Raw genomic sequence first — 22,235 nt, forward strand, 5'->3', positions numbered from 1 at the left:
TAAGTGAAGTTAACACTATGTATATAGTAGTTTGCTCAACATTTCACAAACATGTCACAACTATTTCGTTCACTTTCGCCAAAAAGTAGTATTCTAAGTGTGTAAGCTGTTATATAAAAAATCTTAGTCCTGTACTAATCAAAAATGGAGGAGATTAGGATGACTCAAGTATTAGAAAATGTTAAAAACGCATGGGAAAACTTTAAAGGTGAAAAATGGAAAGCAGAGATTGATGTTCGCGATTTCATTTTAAATAATGTAAACGTTTTCGAAGGAGATGAATCTTTCTTAGCGGGAGCAACTGAAGCAACGAAACAACTTTGGGATCAAGTAATGGATTTAACAACGAAAGAACGTGAAAACGGTGGCGTTCTTGATATGGATACAAAAATTGTTTCTTCTATTACATCACATGGACCAGGATATTTAAATAAAGATATTGAAAAAGTAGTCGGTTTCCAAACTGAAAAACCATTTAAACGTTCTTTACAACCATATGGTGGTATTCGTATGGCGGAACAAGCTTGTGAATCTTATGGATACGAAATGGACAAAGAACTTAGTCGTATTTTTAGAGATTGGAGAAAAACTCATAACCAAGGTGTATTCGATGCTTATACACCAGAAATGAGAAATGCACGTAAATCAGGTGTAATTACTGGTCTTCCAGATGCATACGGACGTGGACGTATTATCGGTGACTACCGACGCGTAGCATTATATGGTATTGATCATTTAATTGAAGCGAAAAAAGCAGATTTAAATTTAACTGGCGGTGTAATGAGCGAAGATACAATGCGTTTACGCGAAGAGTTATCTGAGCAAATGCGTGCACTTCAAGAGTTAAAACAAATGGCCGCTTCTCATGGCTTTGATATTTCTAAGCCAGCAACAAACACGCAAGAAGCATTCCAATGGTTATACTTCGCATATCTTGCGGCAATTAAAGAGCAAAATGGAGCTGCAATGAGTCTTGGACGTACTTCTACATTCTTAGACATTTATATTGAAAGAGATTTGGCAAATGGTACTTTAACAGAAGAAGAAGTACAAGAAATTGTGGATCACTTCATTATGAAATTACGTCTTGTGAAATTTGCAAGAACACCTGATTATAATGAATTATTCTCTGGTGACCCAACTTGGGTAACTGAGTCTATCGGTGGTATGGCATTAGATGGCCGTCCATTAGTAACAAAGAACTCATTCCGTTTCTTGCATACATTAGATAATTTAGGACCAGCTCCAGAACCAAACTTAACAGTTCTTTGGTCTAAACAATTACCAGAGAACTTTAAAAACTACTGTGCAAAAATGTCTATTAAAACATCAGCAATTCAATATGAAAATGATGACATTATGCGTGCTGACTACGGTGATGACTACGGAATTGCTTGTTGTGTATCTGCAATGAGAATTGGTAAACAAATGCAGTTCTTCGGCGCACGTGCAAACTTAGCAAAAGCATTACTATATGCGATTAACGGTGGTAAAGATGAAAAATCTAAAGCACAAGTTGGTCCTGAGTACGCACCAATTACTTCTGAAGTATTAGATTATGAAGAAGTTATGCATAAGTTTGATATGACAATGGAATGGTTAGCGGGTCTATATTTAAACACATTAAATGTTATTCACTACATGCACGATAAATATAGCTACGAACGTATTGAAATGGCACTTCATGATACAAATGTTCTTCGTACAATGGCAACAGGTATCGCGGGTCTATCTGTAGTAGCAGACTCTTTAAGTGCAATTAAACACGCAAAAGTAAAACCAATTCGCGATGAAAACGGAATTGCAGTTGACTTTGAAATCGAAGGAGATTTCCCTAAATACGGTAACAACGATGACCGTGTAGATGAAATTGCTGTAAATCTTGTGAAAACATTTATGAATAAACTTCGTAAACATAAAACATATAGAAATTCTGTTCATACAATGTCAATCTTAACAATCACATCTAACGTTGTATACGGTAAGAAAACTGGTAACACTCCAGATGGTCGCCGTACTGGAGAGCCATTCGCACCTGGTGCGAACCCAATGCATGGACGTGATACAAAAGGTGCATTAGCTTCATTATTATCTGTAGCTAAATTACCATATGAAGATGCACAAGATGGTATTTCTAATACATTCTCTATTATTCCAAAAGCACTTGGTAAAGAAGATGATGTACAAGTACGTAACTTAGTATCAATGCTTGATGGTTATGCAGTAAAAGAAGGACATCACTTAAATATTAACGTATTTAACCGTGAAACATTAATGGATGCAATGGAACATCCTGAGAAATATCCACAATTAACAATTCGCGTATCTGGTTACGCTGTAAACTTTATTAAATTAACTCGTGAACAACAAATTGATGTAATTAACCGTACAATGCATGAAAGCATGTAAGTGAAAAAAGTGTCCCTCTGCATTTTATAAATAGCAGAGGGAGGCTGTTTCAATAAAGGAGGAAGTAACATGGTAAAAGGAAGAATTCATTCTGTAGAGTCTTGTGGTACTGTTGATGGCCCAGGAATTCGTTATGTCATATTTACACAAGGGTGTTTATTACGTTGTCAATATTGTCATAATGCTGATACGTGGGAGATCGGTAAAGGAAAAGAAATAACAGTCGAAGAAGTAATGCAGGATGTGACATGTTACCTTCCTTTTATTGAAGCTTCCGGAGGCGGTATAACAGTTAGTGGTGGGGAACCATTATTACAGCTAGATTTCTTAATTGAATTATTTAAGAAATGTAAGGAAGCTGGAATTCATACAACAATTGACTCTTCGGGTGGTTGTTATTCAGAGGAACCAGAATTCCAAAACAAGCTAGACATTTTAATGGATTACACAGATTTAGTTTTATTGGATTTGAAACATATTGATTCAAAGAAACATCGTAAATTAACAGGAAAACCAAATGAACATATTTTACAATTTGCTCGTTATTTATCGGATAAAAATAAACCAATTTGGGTACGACACGTATTAGTTCCTGGTATTACGGATAATGAAGAGGATCTACAAAAATTATCTAGCTTTATTCAAAGTCTGTCTAATGTTCAGAAAGTTGAAGTGCTACCATACCATAAACTTGGTGTATATAAATGGGAGGCACTTGGACATAAGTATCCACTTGCGAATGTAGAACCACCTACTGAAAAAAATGTAGAACAAGCAAGACATATTTTACATGCAGTCTAATCCAAATATTGGGTTAGGCTTTTTGCTTTCTTTACAATAAAACCTAGAGTATATATATAGAAAAGAGTATACTGAAAATAGAATATCCATATTTTTGTAAGGAATAAGTGGAGAAATTTACATAATTGTAAAGGGAAATCAAAATAGTAAAAAGAATTAAGAAGTAAAAGAGTGAGTATCATGGAATAGAGAACATTTGTAAGTTATTGCGAAAGCTCTTATAGGAAAGTATAATGTAAAGATATGAGCACAGATAGGATTAAGGGGTCAATCTTATATGCTTTGCATATCCACGACAGGTACATAGCTGAAAGAGAAGTATTAGAATCTGTTTATGTAATTTTTAAGGAAAATGTTTTTCCTATTGTCGTATATGCAATATGGAGAAACAATAAGCTAGGAGTGGATTTGTTTGATAAAAAACCCCAAGGTTTTAATATTAACTGCACATTACGGTAATGGGCATGTGCAAGTAGCGAAAACATTAGAACAAACATTTCGCCAAAAAGGAATTGAAGATGTAATTGTATGCGATTTGTTCGGAGAATCACATCCAGTTATAACCGATATTACAAAATATTTATATTTAAAAAGTTATACAATAGGAAAAGAATTATACCGCTTGTTTTATTACGGCGTAGAAAAAATTTATGATAAAAAAATAGCATCTTGGTATGCGAACTTTGGAAGAAAACGTTTGAAATTACTTTTACAAGCAGAGAAACCGGATATTGTTATTAATACATTTCCGATCATAGCTGTACCAGAGTTAAAAAAGCAAACAGGTATTTCAATTCCTGTGTATAACGTATTAACGGATTTTTGTGTGCACAAAATATGGATTCATCGGGAAGTAGATCGTTATTTTGTAGCAACTGATCACGTGAAAAAAGTTATGGTTGATATCGGTGTGCCTGCGGAGCAAATTGTTGAAACTGGAATTCCGATTCGTAGTAGTTTTGAGCTAAAGATCAATCCAGACATTATATATAATAAATATCAGTTATGTAAGAATAAAAAGATTTTACTAATTGTAGCAGGTGCTCATGGGGTATTAGGAAGTGTAAAAGAACTATGCCAATCATTTATGTCGGTACCTGATTTACAAGTAGTTGTCGTTTGTGGGAAAAATGAAGCGTTAAAACAGGATTTATTAGGATTACAGGAAAAAAATCCTGATGCATTAAAAGTATTTGGTTATGTTGAAAATATTGATGAATTATTCCGTGTTACTTCTTGTATGATTACGAAGCCAGGCGGTATTACGTTAAGTGAAGCGGCAGCATTGCAAGTACCTGTCATTTTATATAAGCCTGTTCCAGGACAAGAAAATGAAAATGCAATGTACTTTGAAAGAAAAGGAGCTGCAGTTGTCATTCGTGATGATAGTGAGGTTTTTGCACAGACAGAGGCGTTATTACAAGATGATATGAAGCTTCTTCAAATGAAAGAAGCGATGAGAAGTATTTATCGTCCGGAGCCAGCTGGTCATATTGTGGATACAATTTTGGCAGAAAATCATGTAGAACCGAATCATATACCTATTAAATCACCTGCTCTTGCACAACTATTTACTTAATAAAAAACCCTCTTTTATATGTTTAAAGAGGGTTTTTTATTGTTTTTATAAAATAAAGTAGTAACTTATCCACATGAAGATTACGCTTTCATTAAACAGTAAAGTCGAAATATTAACAACTATATCCACATTGTCCACAATTTTTAGAAAAATATCCACAATTCTAACATTTACTATGCGTTACAACATATAAACGTGTGAAGGATTTGTTGAATTTATTCACAATTCTATAAAATTTGTGGATAACGTTATCCACACAAAAAAGGTTCCTTATTTATAAGGAACCTTTTTGTCTATTCTATCACGTAGAAAAAATATGTAATGAGAATGAATAATTAGGGGGGAAAACTTCTAATTATTCATTCTCACTTTAAATACTTTTCGAGCGATAACCCGCTGCGCGATCTGCTTTGCGAAATTCTCGTTGGTAGAGAACTTCTTGTGTACCAGATAATGTGTTTTTTACTTTGTCACGTTTCTTTTTATCCATTACAAATCACCTCGTGTCCTAAAGTCACTATCTATCGTTTCCAAAGACATGGGGTGATATACGCATATGGCAAAATGTTAATGATTAATTATTTTTTCTAAAAATTTAGATTACGCTTCTTTTAATTGTTGAGTATCTTGGAAGGTTGTATCTCGCATTGTAGCAAGTGTATATTGATCTTTTGGAATTTCATATAAGTTATATACTTCTTCATTTGCGTTAATTTCATTATAAACGGCTTTTCTTGTTTCGTTTGCTAGATTAACATATTGTAGTTTTTCGGCAGCTTTAATAGAACGAATATTTATTTTACGAATACGCATAAAGATTGTTTCGATATCTAATTCATAGAAAAGTTCGCTAAAAAATGAATCTTTTGCCAATTTATTATAGCCTTTTCCATGATAAGGTTTGCCAAGCCATGTGCCGAGAAATCCGGCTTTTTCTTGCACATCAAATAAAGTAATTGTTCCGATAGGGTTACCCCATTCATCTAAAATTGTGCGTGAAATTAATTCTCCGCGCTCTTCAGCTTCAATCGTTTGTTTCGTTAAAAATAAATATTCCTCATAAGAATAAGCCTTTTGACGCACAAAAGGGAAGACAGCTGGATCCACCATTAACTCGTATAGAACGTGGCTGTCGTGTAAGTCGCGTTTTTTCAACATACTAACTCCTCCTCACACGAGGGTAGCATGACGAAAAAACACCCCACCCTCGAAATTTTTATATCAATCTTTAAAAAATTTCGGGGTGGGAATCGAACCCACTAGAACCAGTTTCTAACGCTGGTGGCGCACCATTTGCCTTCCCCATTCATCAATTTGAAAATGATAATCACGACACAAATTGATTATGGTTTCATTCAGTTTATAATCGTATAATACTTTATCTAGTCAAAAAAATAAACTAGTTTTTTTTATTTTTTTTGTAAATTATTTTTCCATCAATCATGGTTAGTACAGGCTTGGCTAAATAATGGAAAGGATGATGCGTCCATAACACGAGATCAGCGTCTTTTCCAACTTCAATACTCCCAATTCTATCCTCTAAACGTAAATTTCGTGCTGGAAATATAGTGATTCCTTCTAGTGCAGTTTTTTCGTCTAATCCTTCTCTTACTGCGACAGCAGCACAAAGATTTAAATATTGAATTGGTGTATAAGGGTGATCTGTTGTTATAGAAACTTCCACTCCATTTTTCGATAATATATGGTAAGTATCCCATGTTTTGTTTTTAAGTTCGATTTTAGAACGGCGTGTAAGAGTGGGGCCAACTGAAACCTTCAAATTGTGTTTCGAAAGCTCATCAACAATAAAGTGTCCTTCTGTACAATGTTCAATGCGTAAATCGAGATTGAATTCTGTTGCAAAGCGTAGAGCAGAACTAATATCATCTGCTCGATGAGCGTGTATACGTACGGGTATTTCGCGGCGTAATGCTTTTAAGATTGGAAGCATTCGAAAATCAGCTTCATGCCCGTAGTGCTGTGCTTCATAGAATGATTCTCGAAGTAACCCCATAATTCCCATACGTGTTATGGATTCTTTTGTTCCATTACTATGGACCTTTTTAGGATTTTCTCCAAAGGCAATCTTTAAGCCGGCAGGCTCTTGAATAATCATATGATCAATACAAGTTCCAGCTGTTTTTATTACACAAGTCGTACCACCGATAATGTTTTGACTTCCTGGCATAACGTGAACAGTTGTGATTCCATTTTGTACAGCATCTTGAAATGCAATATCAAGAGGGTGGATTCCGTCCAAAGAACGGATATGTGGTGTTGAAACTTCAGATGTTTCATTTGCATCATTGCCAGCCCAACCAGTACCTTCATCATAGAGACCAAGATGAGTATGGACATCGATAAATCCAGGTAAAAGATGAAGAGCACGAGCGTCTATAACAGTCATATCTTGAGTAGGTTGAATGGAAGGCTTGACCTCGGCAATTCTTTCTCCTATAACGAGTACATCCCCTTGAAATTTTTGGGATGTAATAGGATAGACAATGGCTTGCTTGAGCAATATTTTCATAGGTACCTCATTTCTGTTACTTTACAATGTTAATGGAATTTAAGGGAAAGTAACTGAAAGATTATTTGTGTAATAATGCTCCGGATTCTAGAAAATGAAAGTTTTGAAAAGGGCCCCTGTAAAACTGTGTTTTAGAAGTACTACATTGTATGCGAAAGTATATTTTGTAATGCATGGTCTATTGTCGGAAATGTGTATTCATACCCATGTTCAATTGCTTTACTAGGTAATACATGTTGTCCTTCTAGTACAAGTATGCTCATCTCACCAAGTAAAGTATGAAGCATAAATGAAGGGACAGGTAGCCAATGAGGTTTTTTCATTATAGTTGCAATGGTTTCTCCAAATTCCTTCATTCTTATAGGGAGGGGAGCTGTAATGTTAAGCGGTCCATCAATTTCTTTTTTGTGTATGATGAAATCAATCAGGCGAACGACATCGTCTATATGGATCCAGGATAACCATTGGTTTCCAGATCCAATTGTACCGCCGATATAGAATTGATAGGGGATTAGCATTTTTGGAAGAGCTCCTCCATCTGCACTTAATACGACTCCAAATCTTGCGTATACTGTTCGCATTCCGAGAGAACGAGCTTTAGATGCTTCTTGTTCCCATGAATATACTGTATGTGCTAAAAAGTCATCTCCAGGAGTCTCGTGCTGTTCTGTAAAAGACTCGGTTTCAGACGTTCCATAGTATCCAATAGCACTTGCATTAATAAATGTGTGCGGTTTTATGTTGAGTGTTTGTAATTGTTTAATGAGTCCTTTTGTCGTTTGAATTCTACTGTTTAAAATGGCTTTCTTTTGTTTCTTTGTCCATCTACTATTAATGGACTCTCCAGCTAGATTAATAACTATATCAATAGAGGAGAGGGGAAAGGTTTGTAAATCTGGTGTCCATTGTACGTATTGAAGGTTAGGGTCGGAAGTTTCAGTAGTTTTGTTTCGAGTCAGAATGTAAACCGTATATCCTTTTTGAATAAAAAAAGTAGAAAGGTATTTACCGATAAAGCCGGTACCACCAGAAATTGCGATTTTCACAATTATTTCCTCCTCATTATATATATTCTTGAAAAGCAAAAACGTTCCTTGACTATGTTAAAATAATAGAGAGGTGAGAGTATGGCTGTCATTACAAAAATAGAAGTGCAAAAACGATCGAAAGAACGGTTTAATATTTATATTGATAAAGGTCAAGGTGAAGAGTACGGATTTAGTGTGAATGAAGTAATCTTAATAAAACACGGATTACAAAAGGGCTTAGAAATTGATGAAATAGCGTTAGGAAATATTTTGTACAATGAAGAGGTACAAAAAGCATATTTACAAGCAGTCTCCTATTTATCCTATCAAATGAGAACGAAACAAGAAATAGAAGATTTTTTACGAAAAAAAGAAGTGGGACAGGCCATCATCTCTGAAGTCGTTTCGAAATTATTACATGACCGATATATTAATGATAAAGAGTACGCTGTTTTATATACGAGAACGCAAAGTAATGTGAATCGAAAGGGTCCCACTGTTATTAAAAGAGAGTTGTTAAATAAAGGTGTTCAGGATCTAATTATTACGCATAGTTTACAAGAATATCCGAAGGAAAAGCAAATTGAGAATGCTTTCATTCTTATAGAAAAGAAGAAAAGGTCCTATCAAAAGCATTCCTTTTTACAAATGAAGCTAAAGTTAGACGAAATGCTTGTTCGTAAAGGATATTCTAGAGATGTGATTCAAATTTGTTTAGAAGAATTAAAAGACGAAAAAGATGACGAACAGCAACAAGAAGCGTTACACTATCATGGGAATAAATATTATGAGAAATATAAAAAGTATGATGGATGGACATTCGAAAATAAGATGAAACAAGCGTTATATCGCAAAGGATTTTCTATTGATGAGATAGAGATATTTTTGCAGATGAAACGCGAAGAGGGATGAGGGGAAATAAGATGAATATGCCAAAGCGCTACAGTGAAATGACACCACATGAGCTAAGGGAAGAAATTGGGGTTTTGAAAGAGCAAGCGATAAAGGCTGAGCAGCTTGGAATTGTAAATGAGTTCGATGTATTAATGAGAAAGATGGCAATGGCTCGCGCTTATATGACTGATATAAACAAATTCCATATTGGTGAGACATATGAATTGGTAGAAGAACCTGGTATATTATTTGAAATTACGTATTTCAATGGGGTATTTGCTTGGGGACATAAGCAAAATGATAATGAAGAGATTGGAATACCGATTTCCTTATTGCAAGAAAAATAAAAACCAGAGAGCGAATATCTCTCTGGTTTTCATCTTTGGTAGGCGTTACAGGAGATAGGAGATTCTAAAATTGGCGTTTTTTACATTCATTCGCCAATATAATGAGAGACTGGGTTTGTTGCGTCTGTCCGTTAACTTGCGCTTTAGCATGTTTCGGACGAGTCCACGTATGGTTAAATAATTCAGAACGACTATCTAAGCGATCACGGTAGCTCATCTTTATCACCTCGTGTAGGAAGTTAATTTAATTTGTACTACTCTTCCTGCTGATTTGCAGCACGCATACGTTCTTGTGGGTGCGTGTTAATTGTGCCGTTAGGTCGTTTCGAAGCGAAGCGTGATTTCGCTTTCGGTTGACCGTCGATTTTGCTGTTGTTTTTTGACTCAGACCAAAATTCGGCTTGTTTACCCATTGCGAACGCCCTCCTCATCATCAGTTGATACCTCTTTAAGAAGTATCAATTATAGAATGTGCAAAATAGAAGAAACTATCCTTTAGAAATGAAGGGATAAATAGGTAAAAGGAGATTAGAAAATGAATGATATTTATGAAGAACTAACGAAAGAACTATTAGACAAAAATGACAAACTTTCTTACGCGCAGGCTCGTGCGTGGGTTGAATTACTATGGGAAGATTTTCAAACAACTTATGCGAAGTCAGGTCGTTACCAAGGTGATGAAATGACTGAACAAGTGGTAAGAACATGGATTAATAATCATGGAGCGCGTCTTCATGAAATGCGTACAAATAATCCGAAATATAGCCATTTAATCAATCAAGAAGATCATTTGAAACATTAAAAAAAGCGACTTAAGTCGCTTTTTTTAATGTGGAAGTAACTCCAGCTTTTTTCGAAGTTTTTCTTCACTAAAAATCCATCCTGTATAGGAACTAATAATATTTAAATTATGATCGAGTTGAACGATTGCAACGAATGGATAATAATCTTTACTGCGATATCGCAAATCAATGAATCGAACTTCGTAATAATGATCATAATCGAAAACGTCCCAGCGATACACAGGGGAGAATGATAAAAATGCTGAGATATTTTCATCTTGTTTCGCAGCGCGCATAATAGCATTGTCTGGGAACGGTACCCGGTCGAACTTATCGTATACCATGATGTTACCACGATGCCATCTAGCAACGTAGTAATAATCAGTTGTAACGATTGCTAAATGATAATGATAAAATCGATAAGAAGGGGAAATAATTATCTTCTCAACGTTGTTGAAACGTTTATATACGACGCTACGTATGTTTCTATGCATCATAATCCGTCCGATATAGTAAACAATCATCAATATATACGCTGCTAAGGCAGTATACCCTTTATGGGAACCTACGAGCATACAAGCAATTGCGAGTAGATGAATAAAGAAAATGACGGTATCGAATGTATTAATGATACCGAGCGCTACCCATTTTTTTGTGAAGGGCCGTAATGCCTGTGTACCGTAGGCATTGAAAATATCCACAAAGACATGAAGAAAGACGGCAATAAATGACCAAAGTAGTAGATGCAAATATGGAGCGTCTGAAAAGAAGGCGAAAGAGATGCCACTTATAAGGAATGACCAAAGAATTACTGCAGGAATGGAATGAGTAATCCCGCGATGATTTCTTATATATTTAGCGTTATTACGCAATTTTAAAACTGTATCGATGTCAGGAATATTGGAACCGGCAATTGTAGCAAGCATAACTGCTTGTGGCCCAATATCACTTTGTGCTATGGCTGGATCTAACGTGGCCAAACTGCCTAGAGTAACGCCCATAACAAGGTGAGTGGCTGTGTCCATAGAAATCCACCTCCGTTTTTTATTAATGTAACTCTTTTTATTCGATACCTCAAGTCCTTTGCCTTCTATTTCCTATGTCATCTTACTTAAATTTTTTCCTAAAATCTTTATAATAGTACTTATATGCAAAAAAATGAGGGGGATCAAGTTTGACACTTGAAATATTAAATAGTTTTAACATAGAGCAGTTTCAAAATGATTTAATTGGTTGGTTTGAAAAAGAGCAACGCGACTTACCGTGGCGTAAAAATAAAGATCCATACCGAGTCTGGGTTTCGGAAATTATGTTGCAGCAAACAAGGGTAGAAGCTGTAAAACCATATTACGCGAATTTTATGGGGAAGTTTCCTACTCTAGAAGCTTTGGCAAATGCGGATGATGAAGAAGTGTTAAAAGCATGGGAAGGTTTAGGGTATTATTCTAGAGCACGAAATTTACATGCGGCCGTAAAAGAAGTAAGAGAAGTATACGGCGGGATCGTACCGAGTGATGTAAAGAAAATCGAAAAATTAAAAGGAGTCGGGCCATATACAAAAGGTGCTATTTTAAGTATCGCATATGGTATACCAGAGCCAGCAGTGGACGGAAATGTTATGCGTGTATTATCTCGCATTTTATCAGTATGGGATGACATTGCAAAACCGAAAACAAGAAAAGTGTTTGAAGAGATTGTACGTGAAATTATTTCGGCTGAAAATCCGTCTTATTTTAATCAAGGTTTGATGGAATTAGGGGCATTAATTTGTATACCGAAAAATCCATCTTGCTTACTTTGTCCTGTACGTGAGCATTGCCGAGGATACGCTGAAGGTGTTCAAAAAGAACTACCAGTAAAAAGTAAAGCGAAAGCTCCTACAATGGTACCGCTTGTTGCAGGAGTACTTCAAACTGAAGATGGTCGTTACGTTATTAATAAACGTCCAAGTAGCGGATTATTAGCTAATATGTGGGAGTTTCCGAATATTGAACTTGGCGAAGGGATTCGAAGTCAGAAAGAACAGCTTATAGATTATATGAAGGAAAAGTTTGAGCTTTCGATTTCTATTGATGAGTACGCAATGAATGTGCAACATACGTTTACGCATCGCACCTGGGATATATTCGTATTTTACGGAAAAGTAACTGGTGATATTGTTGAAACAGATACATTAAAGTTTGTATCGAAAGAAGTATTTGAGCAGTTACCTTTCTCTAAATCGCATCGTACGATTTATGAGAGTTGTGTTGAGAAAATTACAATGCAATAAACAAAAAAGTGTTCCCTAGATTGGGAACACTTTTTTTAATCGTAAGAAATTTTTGTCCCATGAGTCCAACTGGCATCACCTTCTTGTAAGCCACCTCTTGATTCAATTTCTACTACAATTTCTTTATAAATACTTTGCCCTTCCGCATTTAAATAGGGCAATATCTGTTGTAATGAATGATGAAAATAAGCTAATTCATCTTCTTTCCATTCACTTTTTGAAACCATCGTTAGTTCAGTCATATCGCGTCCTATATACATATTTCCACCTCCATTTTCTATAGTTTGAATGAGTGATGAGAGATATATGCAGAATTTTTTTTAAAGAAAATTACGGATAGCTCTTAGGTAAATTGGTTACATTATTGATTGTGGAGGTGAGAAAGATGAGTAAAAAACAACAAGGTTATAACAAGGCAACTTCTGGCGCTAGCATTCAAAGTACAAATGCTAGTTATGGTACAGAGTTTGCGACTGAAACAAATGTACAAGCAGTAAAACAAGCAAACGCACAATCAGAAGCAAAGAAAGCACAAGCTTCTGGTGCACAAAGTGCAAACGCTAGTTATGGTACTGAATTTGCAACTGAAACAGACGTGCATGCTGTGAAAAAACAAAATGCACAATCAGCTGCAAAACAATCACAATCTTCTAGTTCAAATCAGTAATGAAAGAAAAACACTTCTCTAACTCGGGAGAAGTGTTTTCTTTGTGCCTGGATCATGGTAATGAAAATAAAGTGAACGACATAACTTCTAATAAGTCAACAAATGTAGTCAAAGGAGAAGGAAGTTAAAGATTAGAAATATGTAATGAGGAATCATAACTGATAAATAAGTCCAAAAGGGGGTAAGTAATGAACGATTTTGATAAGTTGGTAGGAGAACAATTGGAAACGATGGATGAGTTGTTAAAGTTACAAGCTCATCTAGAGAAGTATCAGCAAATTGAAATGAGCGAAAAGGATACGTGCGATAAGAAGGAATTACATTTTATCCGCCAAGAAATATATAGAACAGAATTAGCGTTAAAACTGTTACATGAGAAATTTGAAGAGCAAACGAATAGTGTGATTCAATCTTTTGAAACTGAAAAAATGATTTCGAATTTAGGATAAGACAAATTGTTACCTTCCGGTGAAAGGTCCTTCTTTAGATAGAAATAAGGAAGGGCTTTTTCTATTCACATCTTCTTGTTTGTAAATCATTCAGCAAAGACCCTGTCTCCTAAGGAGATTAGGGATATGGTATTCAGTGTGAAAAATAGAGTCTTGTCGCTTTAGTTTTAAAATTTCGACAAAAAAGTTATAATAGAAAAAAAGTGGATGCAGCTCAAAGGGCATTTGCAGTTGAAAGAAGGGAGCATTTATGGGATTTCCCAAAGAAGGAGAAAAAGTACAAATACATAGTTATAAACATAATGGCTCCATTCATAGAATGTGGGAAGAGACAACAATTTTAAAAGGGACACAGAGTCTTGTGATCGGAGCAAATGATCGTACAGTAGTGACAGAATCAGATGGCCGAACATGGATTACTCGTGAACCAGCAATTTGTTATTTTCATGCAAACTATTGGTTTAATGTGATTGGAATGTTAAGGGAAGAGGGAGTATATTATTATTGTAATTTAAGCTCACCTTTTGCATATGATTCTGAAGCATTGAAGTACATCGATTATGATTTAGATATTAAAGTGTATCCAGATATGACATATACGCTTTTAGATGAAGATGAGTATGAAAAACATAGTCAAATTATGCAGTATCCACCTGTTATTGATACCATTCTAAAACGGAATGTAGCACAATTAACACAATGGATTCATCAACGAAAAGGGCCATTCGCGCCAGATTTTGTAGATATGTGGTATGAGAGATATTTAATGTACAGAAATTAAAACAAACCTGCAGGGGATTTCCCGGCAGGTTTGTCCTATTAGAGGGGGGATTATATGCAAGGTATAAAAAGATATTTACAATTTGTTAAACCATATCGTTGGCTTATTGCTATTACGATTATGATTGGTCTAGTTAAATTCGGCATTCCGCTTATTATGCCGTGGTTATTAAAATATATTATCGATGATGTAATTCAAGGCGGAGGGTCACTTCAAGATAAAACGTCCCAATTAGTAACAGCTGTTGGGATTGCTTTTTTTATTTTTGCAGTAGTAAGACCACCAATTGAATATTATCGTCAATATTTTGCACAACGTATCGCAAATACAATATTATATGATTTACGAAAACATATTTTTGGTCATTTGCAAAAGTTGAGTTTACGCTATTATTCGAATACAAAAACAGGGGAAATTATTTCACGGGTCATTCATGATGTAGAACAAACGAAGGACTTTGTAATTACTGGTTTGATGAATGTTTGGTTAGATACGGCAACAATTGCTATTGCTATTATTGTTATGTTTTCTATGAATGTAAAATTAACATTTGTTGCGCTATTAATTTTACCTATTTATGTAGTGGCAGTAAAATATTTTTTCGGACGCCTTCGAAAATTGACGAAAGAGCGTTCACAAGCGTTAGCAACGATGCAAGGATATTTACATGAACGTATTCAAGGGATGCAAGTGACACGTAGCTTTGCATTAGAAGAGTATGAGGCTAAGCAGTTTGAAAAAAGAAATAATGAATTTTTGACAAAAGCATTAACACATACGAGTTGGACGGCGAGAACATTTTCGGCAGTAAATACGTTAACAGATTTAGGCCCGTTACTTGTGATCGGTTTTGCAGCGTACGAAGTAATTCAGGGGCAGTTGACATTAGGTACTATGGTTGCCTTTGTTGGATATATGGATAGTTTGTATAGTCCGCTTCGCCGTCTTGTTAATTCCTCTACAACATTAACACAGTCTTTCGCATCGATGGATCGAGTGTTTGAATTGTTAGATGAGAAATACGATATTGTGAATGTGCCAAGTGCGGTACAAACGAAAAAATTAAATGGTGAAGTGATATTTGATAATGTATCTTTTCGTTACAATTCAGATGAAAAAGAGATATTACATAACCTTTCGTTAACTATGTTACCAGGAGAGAAGGTAGCACTTGTAGGAGCGAGTGGAGGAGGGAAGTCATCTCTTGCTAGTTTAATCCCTCGTTTCTATGATGTTTCTTCAGGTGCAGTTTATGTAGATGGGATAGATGTCAGAAAGTATGATATGAGAAATTTACGTAGTCATATTGGAATTGTACTGCAAGATAATTTGTTATTTAGCGATACAATTGGGGCAAATATTTTATACGGAAATCCGAAAGCTACAGAGGAAGAAGTGATTGCAGCTGCCAAAGCTGCGCAAATTCATGATTTTATTATAGAGTTACCTGATGGTTATGATACTGTCGTTGGGGAACGCGGTGTGAAGTTATCTGGTGGGCAAAGGCAACGTGTAGCGATTGCAAGAGTGTTTCTAAAGAATCCATCGTTACTTATATTAGATGAAGCGACTTCCGCTTTAGATTTAGAAAATGAACGGTATATTCAGCAGGCGCTTCAGACGTTAGCTGCTGATCGAACGACAATCATAATCGCACATCGATTGGCGACGATTACGCATGTGGATACGATTATTTACATTGAAGATGGTGAAATTAAAGAAACAGGTTCTCATGAAGAGTTAATGAAAAAAAGAGGGTTTTATTATAATTTATATCAACTTCAACATATAACAGAAACAGCTCCTTTAGCGTAAAAGGAGCTGTTTTCTTTATTCGTCTTCTTTTTTATCTTCGATTTGGAGTTCTGCTTCTGGTTTATGGTATGTGTAGAAGCTATCCACAAGTAAATCTAAATGCTCTACTTCTTCACTATAGTTAATAATGGCAGAAATAAGAGGGAAGAGGTGTAGCCATGTTTTATACGCTTCCTCATCTTCTTTGTTTTGATAATCCATAAAGATATCAATTAATTCTTGTTTACCTGTTTCAACTTCATCAAGCATTTCAACGGATTGTTGTTTTTTTGCTTTACCAATAAATTTTAATAAAACTTGTTCATGGTAATGCGTTAATGAATCAAGTTCGTTTTGAATAGATTCCTGAAATTCTTCTGGCATATAGCGCAGTTCATTTTCAGTACGATGTAATGATTTTAACGTACTTAAAGCACGGCTTGTCGTCGCTAACATTTGTCTGAATAAAACGAGCTTACGAATTTTTGCGAACTTTACTTTTTTCGTATAGCTTCTCTCTTCTTTATACAGCAAATAGTAATGGTTTAATTTAATCATTTTTTCTTTCATACGATCAATATCAGTTTTTAGCGTTGTAAAATCAGAAGCTTGCCTACTATTCATTCGAATCCATTTTACAATTTCTTCTGTATTATCAACGATACGATGATAGAGCTTTGTTTCGTATTTTGGCGGCATAAACACTAAATTTACAAGTGAAGCCGCAATAATTCCAATCATAATCGTCGCAAAGCGAAGTAAGGCAAAACTAAAGAAATCTTCGCCCTGATACTCCATAATGGCGATAACTGTTACTAAAGCAATTGATATTGTGTTTTCTAATCGTAATTGCAGTGTAAGCGCAATTACTAATATACATGTTAATCCAATAATAAAAGGATTATGTCCAAAAGCAGTAGCAAATACGATAGCGAATACCGCGCCAATGACGTTTGCTTGAATTTGCTCAAGAGCAGTTAAATACGAGCGGTATACAGACGGTTGAACAGCGAAGATAGCTGAGATTCCCGCAAATACCGGACTCGGTAATTGAAGTAAAATACAAGCAAATAAAGCTAATGTGATGGCAATACCCGTTTTTAAAATGCGAGCACCAAGTTTCATACCCTTAATAAGATCCTTTCTCTTGTCATAATGAATGTACAACATGATACTATACATTCATTACAATATGTTAGCAAGTGATATTTTAGTGACGTTAATAAGAAATTAAGATTCATTTATACTTTTTCCTAATTCTTTTTAAACATCAATTTTTAGTAAAAAAACCTGCTGAATTTCAGCAGGTTTCAAATTGTTACTATAGATTACTATGAGAAGTGTACTTCGTCAATTTATTCTTGAAAATGAAAGTTAGCTATATCACTCTGTTGAGATAGATGGGTCAGCCTGCTCTTTTTTCGGGATAATTTCAAAGAACTGGTGCTGCATATCATCGAGTAACGGTGTTAATAAAGCAACTTCCTCGTATTGCTCATGCTCATTTAATACACGAATATAATCTAGCAATAACTCAGTCACATCTTGCACACCATTTTTACTAATTGGTTGTAATGTAACATTTGCCCCTTTTGCGATTCTTCTTTTTAAGGCCTGTTCTGTTAAACCTAAGCTTGCATCATGACGTAAATAAACAACACCGCCAGTCATGCCAGCACAGATCCATGGGCCAGGATCCCCTAAAACAAGCGCTCGCCCATTTGTCATATATTCAAAAGCGAAACCTTTAATATTAGAGTATGCTCCTATATTCCCTTGCTCTTTTTCACGGAGTGGCTGTGTCATGCGCCCTCCAATTATCATGTCTGCTCCAGAGAGGCGAATGCCAGCGCGAGCATCGGCGTTACCTTGAACGTATAGCGCTCCTTTTTGTGCACCGTATCCAAAACCTTTTCCGACAGAACCGTTATAATATATGCCGTCCTTTCCTTTTGCTTTCGTTATATAAATACCACCACCAAAGGAGGTTTTACCAATACCATCTTGTGCGCCGCCATTTACGTGTATAAATAAGTTTTCGCTATTGTAAGCACCTAACCCATTTCCAGGAATAGAGCCATTCGTATACTTTAATGTAAGTGGTTCAAGTTTCGTGTCTTCATATAATTTACTACGAACGCGATAGCAAGATTCTAGACCACCCATAACGCGTTGCTCTACACCAACGCCTACTAATTCTTTTGAATGAGGGGAATGAACTGTTTCAAATTGTTTTTCAGGCATCTGTTCCGTTTTTGTAACAGATGGATGTTCTATCGTTTGTAGTAAATTACATAAGTCTAATAAATTTTCGCCTCGAACTTGTTCTAATAAATCGGACCGCCCGACAATTTCTTGTAAATTTGTATAACCAAGATTTCCTGTTAATCGTTTTAGTTCTACGCCAAAAGTGGTGAATAAATGTAATAATCCAGCAACGGCGCTTTCTAATTCGCGTGGTACGAAGCGGCGTAATCCGTGTTCTTTCGCTTGAGCTTCAGACTCAATTTGTGTTGCAATTCCAACGTGACAAGTATCTAGATGACATCCGCGGCAAGTTGTACAGCCAATTGCAATCATGGATAATGTACCAAATCCAATACGATTTGCCCCAAGGAGCATGATTTTCAAGGCATCATTAACACTTCGAATACCACCGTCAGCCCAAATTTCTACCTTATGTCTCATATTAGCTTCTAATAAAGCATTGTGAGCGGCTTTCACACCGATTTCTACAGGAAGGCCTACATGTTGCAATGCGTGAATACGTGCGGCACCTGTACCACCATCAAATCCGCTAATGTTAATAAAATCAGCACCAGCTTTTGCGATACCGACAGCGATTGTTCCAATATTAGGGACAACAGGGACCTTTACAGCTACTTTCGCCAGTTGATTAGCCGTTTTAATTTCTGTAATCATTTGAGCTAAATCTTCAATGGAATAAATATCATGGTTGTTAGAAGGTGAAATTAAATCTGAGCCAATTGTAGCATTACGTGCCTCAGCGATTTTTGCTGTTACTTTTGAGCCGGGCAAATGTCCGCCTTCACCAGGCTTTGCGCCTTGCCCAATTTTTATTTCAATTAAGTTTGATGAATTTAGTAGTTCGGCGTTTACGCCAAATCGCCCAGATGCAACTTGTTGTCCACGTGTATGTGGATATTTTCCAATCATATCTTTAATTTCGCCGCCTTCACCGTTCAAGCTAATCATATTTAGCTGATCGGCCGCTTCTGCATATGCACGAAAGGCAATTTCATTTTGAGAACCGAATGACATGGAACTAATAATAAATGGTAAATCATGATTTTGAATGCGGATGGATACTTCTTCAGCTGGAACGACATGTTTTGTTTCTTTCGTTTGAACAAGGTGTCTAATCGCGATTGGATTATTCTCTTCTAACTCACTTAATTTGTCACGGTAATCATCATAAGAATTTCCTTTTGCAACATCGCCGATTGCTTTCCAAATTCGCGGGAATATATGAAAAGATTTTCGCATTCTAACTTTAGGATTGTTATAATCATCCGCGCGTATTTGTGCATCTTCAGCAAGTGACTCAAGCGAAAAAGCTAAAGTATTTGAACCGAGGAAATTCGTAATTTGTAATATATTTGCGATTTCCTCATGTAATCCGATAGAAGAATAGAGGCGACCGTAACCACGTAATTCATGAATTCCAATTGTTGAAATGACTTTTTCTAGTCCTTTATTAAGTGCATGATATAAATTCGTAATTGGTGTTTTCGTCCCATCATTTACGGTTGCAAATAATAAATATGGATTAATACTATCTGCTCCTAATCCATATAGTGTGACGATATCGTGTAAGGAGCGAAGGGCACCAGAACGTATAACGAGAGAGCAGTTTCGGCGTAATTTATTTTCGCTTAATACTTGATGTACTTTAGCTGTAACTAAATGCGGATCAATCCATAACCGTCCATTTAGATGAGCATTGGCATCGTCTATTAATAATAGGGAAGCTCCTTCGTTCACGGCTGTTATCGCTTCAGAACTAATTCGATTTAAGGCGCATTGTAGAGTTTCTGCCGGACTGAATGTAGCAGAGATTGTAGCGATAGAGCTATGAGTATTGAATAGTTGTATAAGTTGTTCGTACGTAATTGTGTGTAATTCCTCTGCAATAGATTGTGCTACACTTCCTTCTAAAATAATGGGGGAAAGCATCTCAACTACAAATGGCTGTTTAGCGCCGCTTAATAAACTTGGGCGTTCCCCAAGTATCGTTCGTGTGGAGAAGTGTTCGACCTCTCGATCGCGATCGATTGCTGGATTTGTAACAACAGCTACACTTTCCTTAATGAAGTCAGCAATATTTCGTCTATCAGTATCGAGTGCGGCAAGTGGTGAGTCATGACCAAGTGAGCGAATTGGCTCAACGCCTTTTGTTGCCATCTGTTCAAGAAGCTGAATATGTTCTCGGTCCCATCCGAAAGCAACGTATTGCTTCGTTTCAACTTGCATAGAATCACATAATCCTTGGATTTCTTTCGTTTCAGGGGTAGATAAGTTTAAATGATAATCTTTAGTATCAACTCGCTTTTTAAAACGGTCGTATACTTGAGTTTGGTATTTGTCATATTCATAAAGAACAAGTTCATCTTGTTCATTCCACTTTAGGCCGACTTTTTCTCCGGGAGCGAGTGGTTTCGGTTCTGCTACATATTCAGTTGGTGATACAACTCCAGGTTCAGAAGAGAAAACATAAGAGCTCGCTGTCTCTACTTTCCATACTGGTCGTAGTCCAAGGGAATCAACGCTGAAAACAGCCTCATCTTTATAACGTGAAATAATACCAGCGGGACCTTGCGCAAAATGGCCCCATGCCTCACGTATATACGTATATAAATTTTGTAAATGCGGTTCATAAAGTTTAATTTCATTAATAATGGGTGGGAATAGTATATCCATTGCTTCAAATAAACTGTATTCGTATTGAACAAGTAGAGTTTCTAAGGTGCGGTTTAAATCTTGGGAGTCACTGCCCCCAGCAGTAAGTGGAACATGGATCATGTCAGCTTGATCGCGTAATTTTGCAATAGTGTTAATTTCACCATTATGTCCGAGAATGCTAAATGGTTGTACACGAAAAAAATTAGATAATGTATTAGTAGAATAGCGGTTATGTCCTAGTGTCATAGTTGAAGCGATAAGTGGATGTTGTAAATCATTGTAATAGGCAACAAGTGTATCCCCAGCACCTAGAACTTTATATACAACATGATCACGACTTAATGAAGCAACATGAATTGCTTCGTTTTCCTCTATTTTTATCGTTACTGAAAATAATGTTTGCTCAATATTTTTAACTTCATTTTCCGCGATAAGAGCAACTTGCCAAAATAAAGGTTCTTCTTGTTTACCAAGTGGACCAAGTGCATCGGAATTTATTACGTCGTCACTTTCGAAAAGGATTGCAAAGTTTTCGTTGTTTAGTTGTGTACGAATATGATTTTTTAAATTAACGATATTTGCGTTTTTGTTTAGAAAAAAATGTCCAACGATAAAGTGGGGATGATCCACAATCGTTGGATTATATCCGCTATTTTTTAGTTTTTCACTCCAAAGTGCTTTTGGTACATCAATGTGAATACCGATTCCATCGCCTTCACCATTAATGAAGCCAGCTCTATGATTCATTTTGACGAGTGATTGTATACAAAGGTCAATGTTTTCTTTTGTAGGAATTTTTCGTTTCTCCATAACGGAAACGATTCCACACGCATCATGTTCTGCATTTTTATAATCTCGAAATAAAGACGGTGTCCATGTATTTGTTTTATTGAGCATCCGTCAATCCCCCCTCTTATTGAAGTTTGAATAATCTTACTATTTAAGGCGTGAGCAGCCTTGTTTACAAAGATAGTAAGGA

Annotated in this window: 21 protein-coding genes; 11 read left to right on the forward strand and 10 right to left on the reverse strand. The window is 36.0% G+C overall.

Annotated elements, in window-relative coordinates:
- Nucleotides 1–159: 159 nt before the first annotated feature.
- The 3 genes from pflB (at nt 160) to FS742_RS24230 (ending at nt 4,789) form a co-directional block, all read left to right on the forward strand.
- Nucleotides 160–2,409: a formate C-acetyltransferase gene (gene pflB / locus FS742_RS24220; protein WP_144615620.1), complete on the forward strand. Its 2,250-nt coding sequence runs from the start codon at nt 160–162 to the stop codon at nt 2,407–2,409.
- A 69-nt stretch (nt 2,410–2,478) separates the two neighbouring features.
- A complete protein-coding gene (gene pflA / locus FS742_RS24225; protein WP_144615622.1) occupies nt 2,479–3,210 on the forward strand; it encodes a pyruvate formate-lyase-activating protein in 732 nt (243 codons plus the stop codon).
- A gap of 412 nt (nt 3,211–3,622) precedes the next feature.
- The gene (locus tag FS742_RS24230; protein WP_144615624.1) at nt 3,623–4,789 is read left to right on the forward strand and encodes a diglucosyl diacylglycerol synthase; all 1,167 of its coding nucleotides are present in this window, start codon (nt 3,623–3,625) and stop codon (nt 4,787–4,789) included.
- A 370-nt stretch (nt 4,790–5,159) separates the two neighbouring features.
- Here the strand turns inward: FS742_RS24230 and FS742_RS24235 are convergent, their stop codons facing one another.
- The 4 genes from FS742_RS24235 to FS742_RS24250 form a co-directional block, all read right to left on the reverse strand.
- Nucleotides 5,160–5,279, reverse strand: a complete 120-nt coding sequence (locus FS742_RS24235) for a YfhE family protein (protein ID WP_144615626.1) — start codon at nt 5,277–5,279, stop codon at nt 5,160–5,162.
- A 110-nt stretch (nt 5,280–5,389) separates the two neighbouring features.
- Nucleotides 5,390–5,947, reverse strand: coding sequence for a GNAT family N-acetyltransferase (locus FS742_RS24240; RefSeq protein WP_144615628.1), 558 nt, complete (start codon nt 5,945–5,947; stop codon nt 5,390–5,392).
- A gap of 241 nt (nt 5,948–6,188) precedes the next feature.
- The gene (locus tag FS742_RS24245; protein ID WP_144615630.1) at nt 6,189–7,319 is read right to left on the reverse strand and encodes an amidohydrolase; all 1,131 of its coding nucleotides are present in this window, start codon (nt 7,317–7,319) and stop codon (nt 6,189–6,191) included.
- 140 nt (nt 7,320–7,459) lie between these two features.
- A complete protein-coding gene (locus FS742_RS24250; RefSeq protein ID WP_144615632.1) occupies nt 7,460–8,365 on the reverse strand; it encodes a TIGR01777 family oxidoreductase in 906 nt (301 codons plus the stop codon).
- A gap of 81 nt (nt 8,366–8,446) precedes the next feature.
- On the opposite strand from FS742_RS24250, the gene recX reads away from it, so the two are divergent.
- Nucleotides 8,447–9,259: a recombination regulator RecX gene (gene recX, locus FS742_RS24255; protein WP_144615633.1), complete on the forward strand. Its 813-nt coding sequence runs from the start codon at nt 8,447–8,449 to the stop codon at nt 9,257–9,259.
- A gap of 11 nt (nt 9,260–9,270) precedes the next feature.
- On the forward strand, nt 9,271–9,588 hold the full coding sequence (locus FS742_RS24260; RefSeq protein ID WP_001057030.1) for a YfhH family protein: 318 nt from the start codon (nt 9,271–9,273) through the stop codon (nt 9,586–9,588).
- 64 nt (nt 9,589–9,652) lie between these two features.
- Here the strand turns inward: FS742_RS24260 and FS742_RS24265 are convergent, their stop codons facing one another.
- Both FS742_RS24265 and FS742_RS24270 read right to left on the reverse strand, forming a co-directional pair.
- Entirely contained in the window at nt 9,653–9,805 is a 153-nt protein-coding gene (locus tag FS742_RS24265; protein WP_000122093.1) for a YpzG family protein, read from the reverse strand.
- A gap of 37 nt (nt 9,806–9,842) precedes the next feature.
- Complete coding sequence (locus FS742_RS24270) at nt 9,843–10,001, reverse strand: small, acid-soluble spore protein K (protein WP_000517891.1); 159 nt, start codon at nt 9,999–10,001, stop codon at nt 9,843–9,845.
- Between the two features lie 122 nt (nt 10,002–10,123).
- Here FS742_RS24270 and FS742_RS24275 point away from each other — a divergent pair, with 122 nt between their 5' ends.
- A complete protein-coding gene (locus FS742_RS24275; protein ID WP_144615635.1) occupies nt 10,124–10,390 on the forward strand; it encodes a YfhJ family protein in 267 nt (88 codons plus the stop codon).
- Nucleotides 10,391–10,414: 24 nt separating this feature from the next.
- Here FS742_RS24275 and FS742_RS24280 read toward each other — a convergent pair whose 3' ends face one another.
- A complete protein-coding gene (locus FS742_RS24280; RefSeq protein ID WP_144615637.1) occupies nt 10,415–11,395 on the reverse strand; it encodes a metal-dependent hydrolase in 981 nt (326 codons plus the stop codon).
- A 149-nt stretch (nt 11,396–11,544) separates the two neighbouring features.
- Between FS742_RS24280 and mutY the strand changes: the two genes are divergently transcribed.
- Complete coding sequence (gene mutY / locus FS742_RS24285) at nt 11,545–12,642, forward strand: A/G-specific adenine glycosylase (RefSeq protein WP_144615639.1); 1,098 nt, start codon at nt 11,545–11,547, stop codon at nt 12,640–12,642.
- A 35-nt stretch (nt 12,643–12,677) separates the two neighbouring features.
- Here mutY and FS742_RS24290 read toward each other — a convergent pair whose 3' ends face one another.
- Nucleotides 12,678–12,902, reverse strand: coding sequence for a hypothetical protein (locus tag FS742_RS24290; RefSeq protein WP_141555419.1), 225 nt, complete (start codon nt 12,900–12,902; stop codon nt 12,678–12,680).
- Nucleotides 12,903–13,027: 125 nt separating this feature from the next.
- On the opposite strand from FS742_RS24290, the gene FS742_RS24295 reads away from it, so the two are divergent.
- The 4 genes from FS742_RS24295 (at nt 13,028) to FS742_RS24310 (ending at nt 16,354) form a co-directional block, all read left to right on the forward strand.
- Nucleotides 13,028–13,309 carry a gamma-type small acid-soluble spore protein gene (locus FS742_RS24295; RefSeq protein ID WP_000039039.1) on the forward strand — a complete coding sequence of 94 codons (282 nt, stop codon included), beginning with the start codon at nt 13,028–13,030 and terminating at the stop codon, nt 13,307–13,309.
- A gap of 188 nt (nt 13,310–13,497) precedes the next feature.
- On the forward strand, nt 13,498–13,758 hold the full coding sequence (locus FS742_RS24300; RefSeq protein ID WP_000997582.1) for a YgaB family protein: 261 nt from the start codon (nt 13,498–13,500) through the stop codon (nt 13,756–13,758).
- Nucleotides 13,759–14,008: 250 nt separating this feature from the next.
- Nucleotides 14,009–14,539, forward strand: coding sequence for a nucleoside tri-diphosphate phosphatase (gene ntdP, locus FS742_RS24305; protein WP_000506628.1), 531 nt, complete (start codon nt 14,009–14,011; stop codon nt 14,537–14,539).
- 54 nt (nt 14,540–14,593) lie between these two features.
- Nucleotides 14,594–16,354, forward strand: coding sequence for an ABC transporter ATP-binding protein (locus FS742_RS24310; protein WP_144615641.1), 1,761 nt, complete (start codon nt 14,594–14,596; stop codon nt 16,352–16,354).
- Nucleotides 16,355–16,369: 15 nt separating this feature from the next.
- Here the strand turns inward: FS742_RS24310 and FS742_RS24315 are convergent, their stop codons facing one another.
- Both FS742_RS24315 and FS742_RS24320 read right to left on the reverse strand, forming a co-directional pair.
- Nucleotides 16,370–17,458 (reverse strand): aromatic acid exporter family protein, encoded by a 1,089-nt coding sequence (locus FS742_RS24315; protein WP_144615643.1) that lies wholly within the window; start codon nt 17,456–17,458, stop codon nt 16,370–16,372.
- 258 nt (nt 17,459–17,716) lie between these two features.
- Nucleotides 17,717–22,153, reverse strand: a complete 4,437-nt coding sequence (locus FS742_RS24320; RefSeq protein WP_144615645.1) for a glutamate synthase-related protein — start codon at nt 22,151–22,153, stop codon at nt 17,717–17,719.
- Nucleotides 22,154–22,235: the final 82 nt, after the last annotated feature.

The organism is Bacillus cereus (assembly GCF_007678085.1).
Lineage (GTDB): Bacteria > Bacillota > Bacilli > Bacillales > Bacillaceae_G > Bacillus_A > Bacillus_A cereus_BE.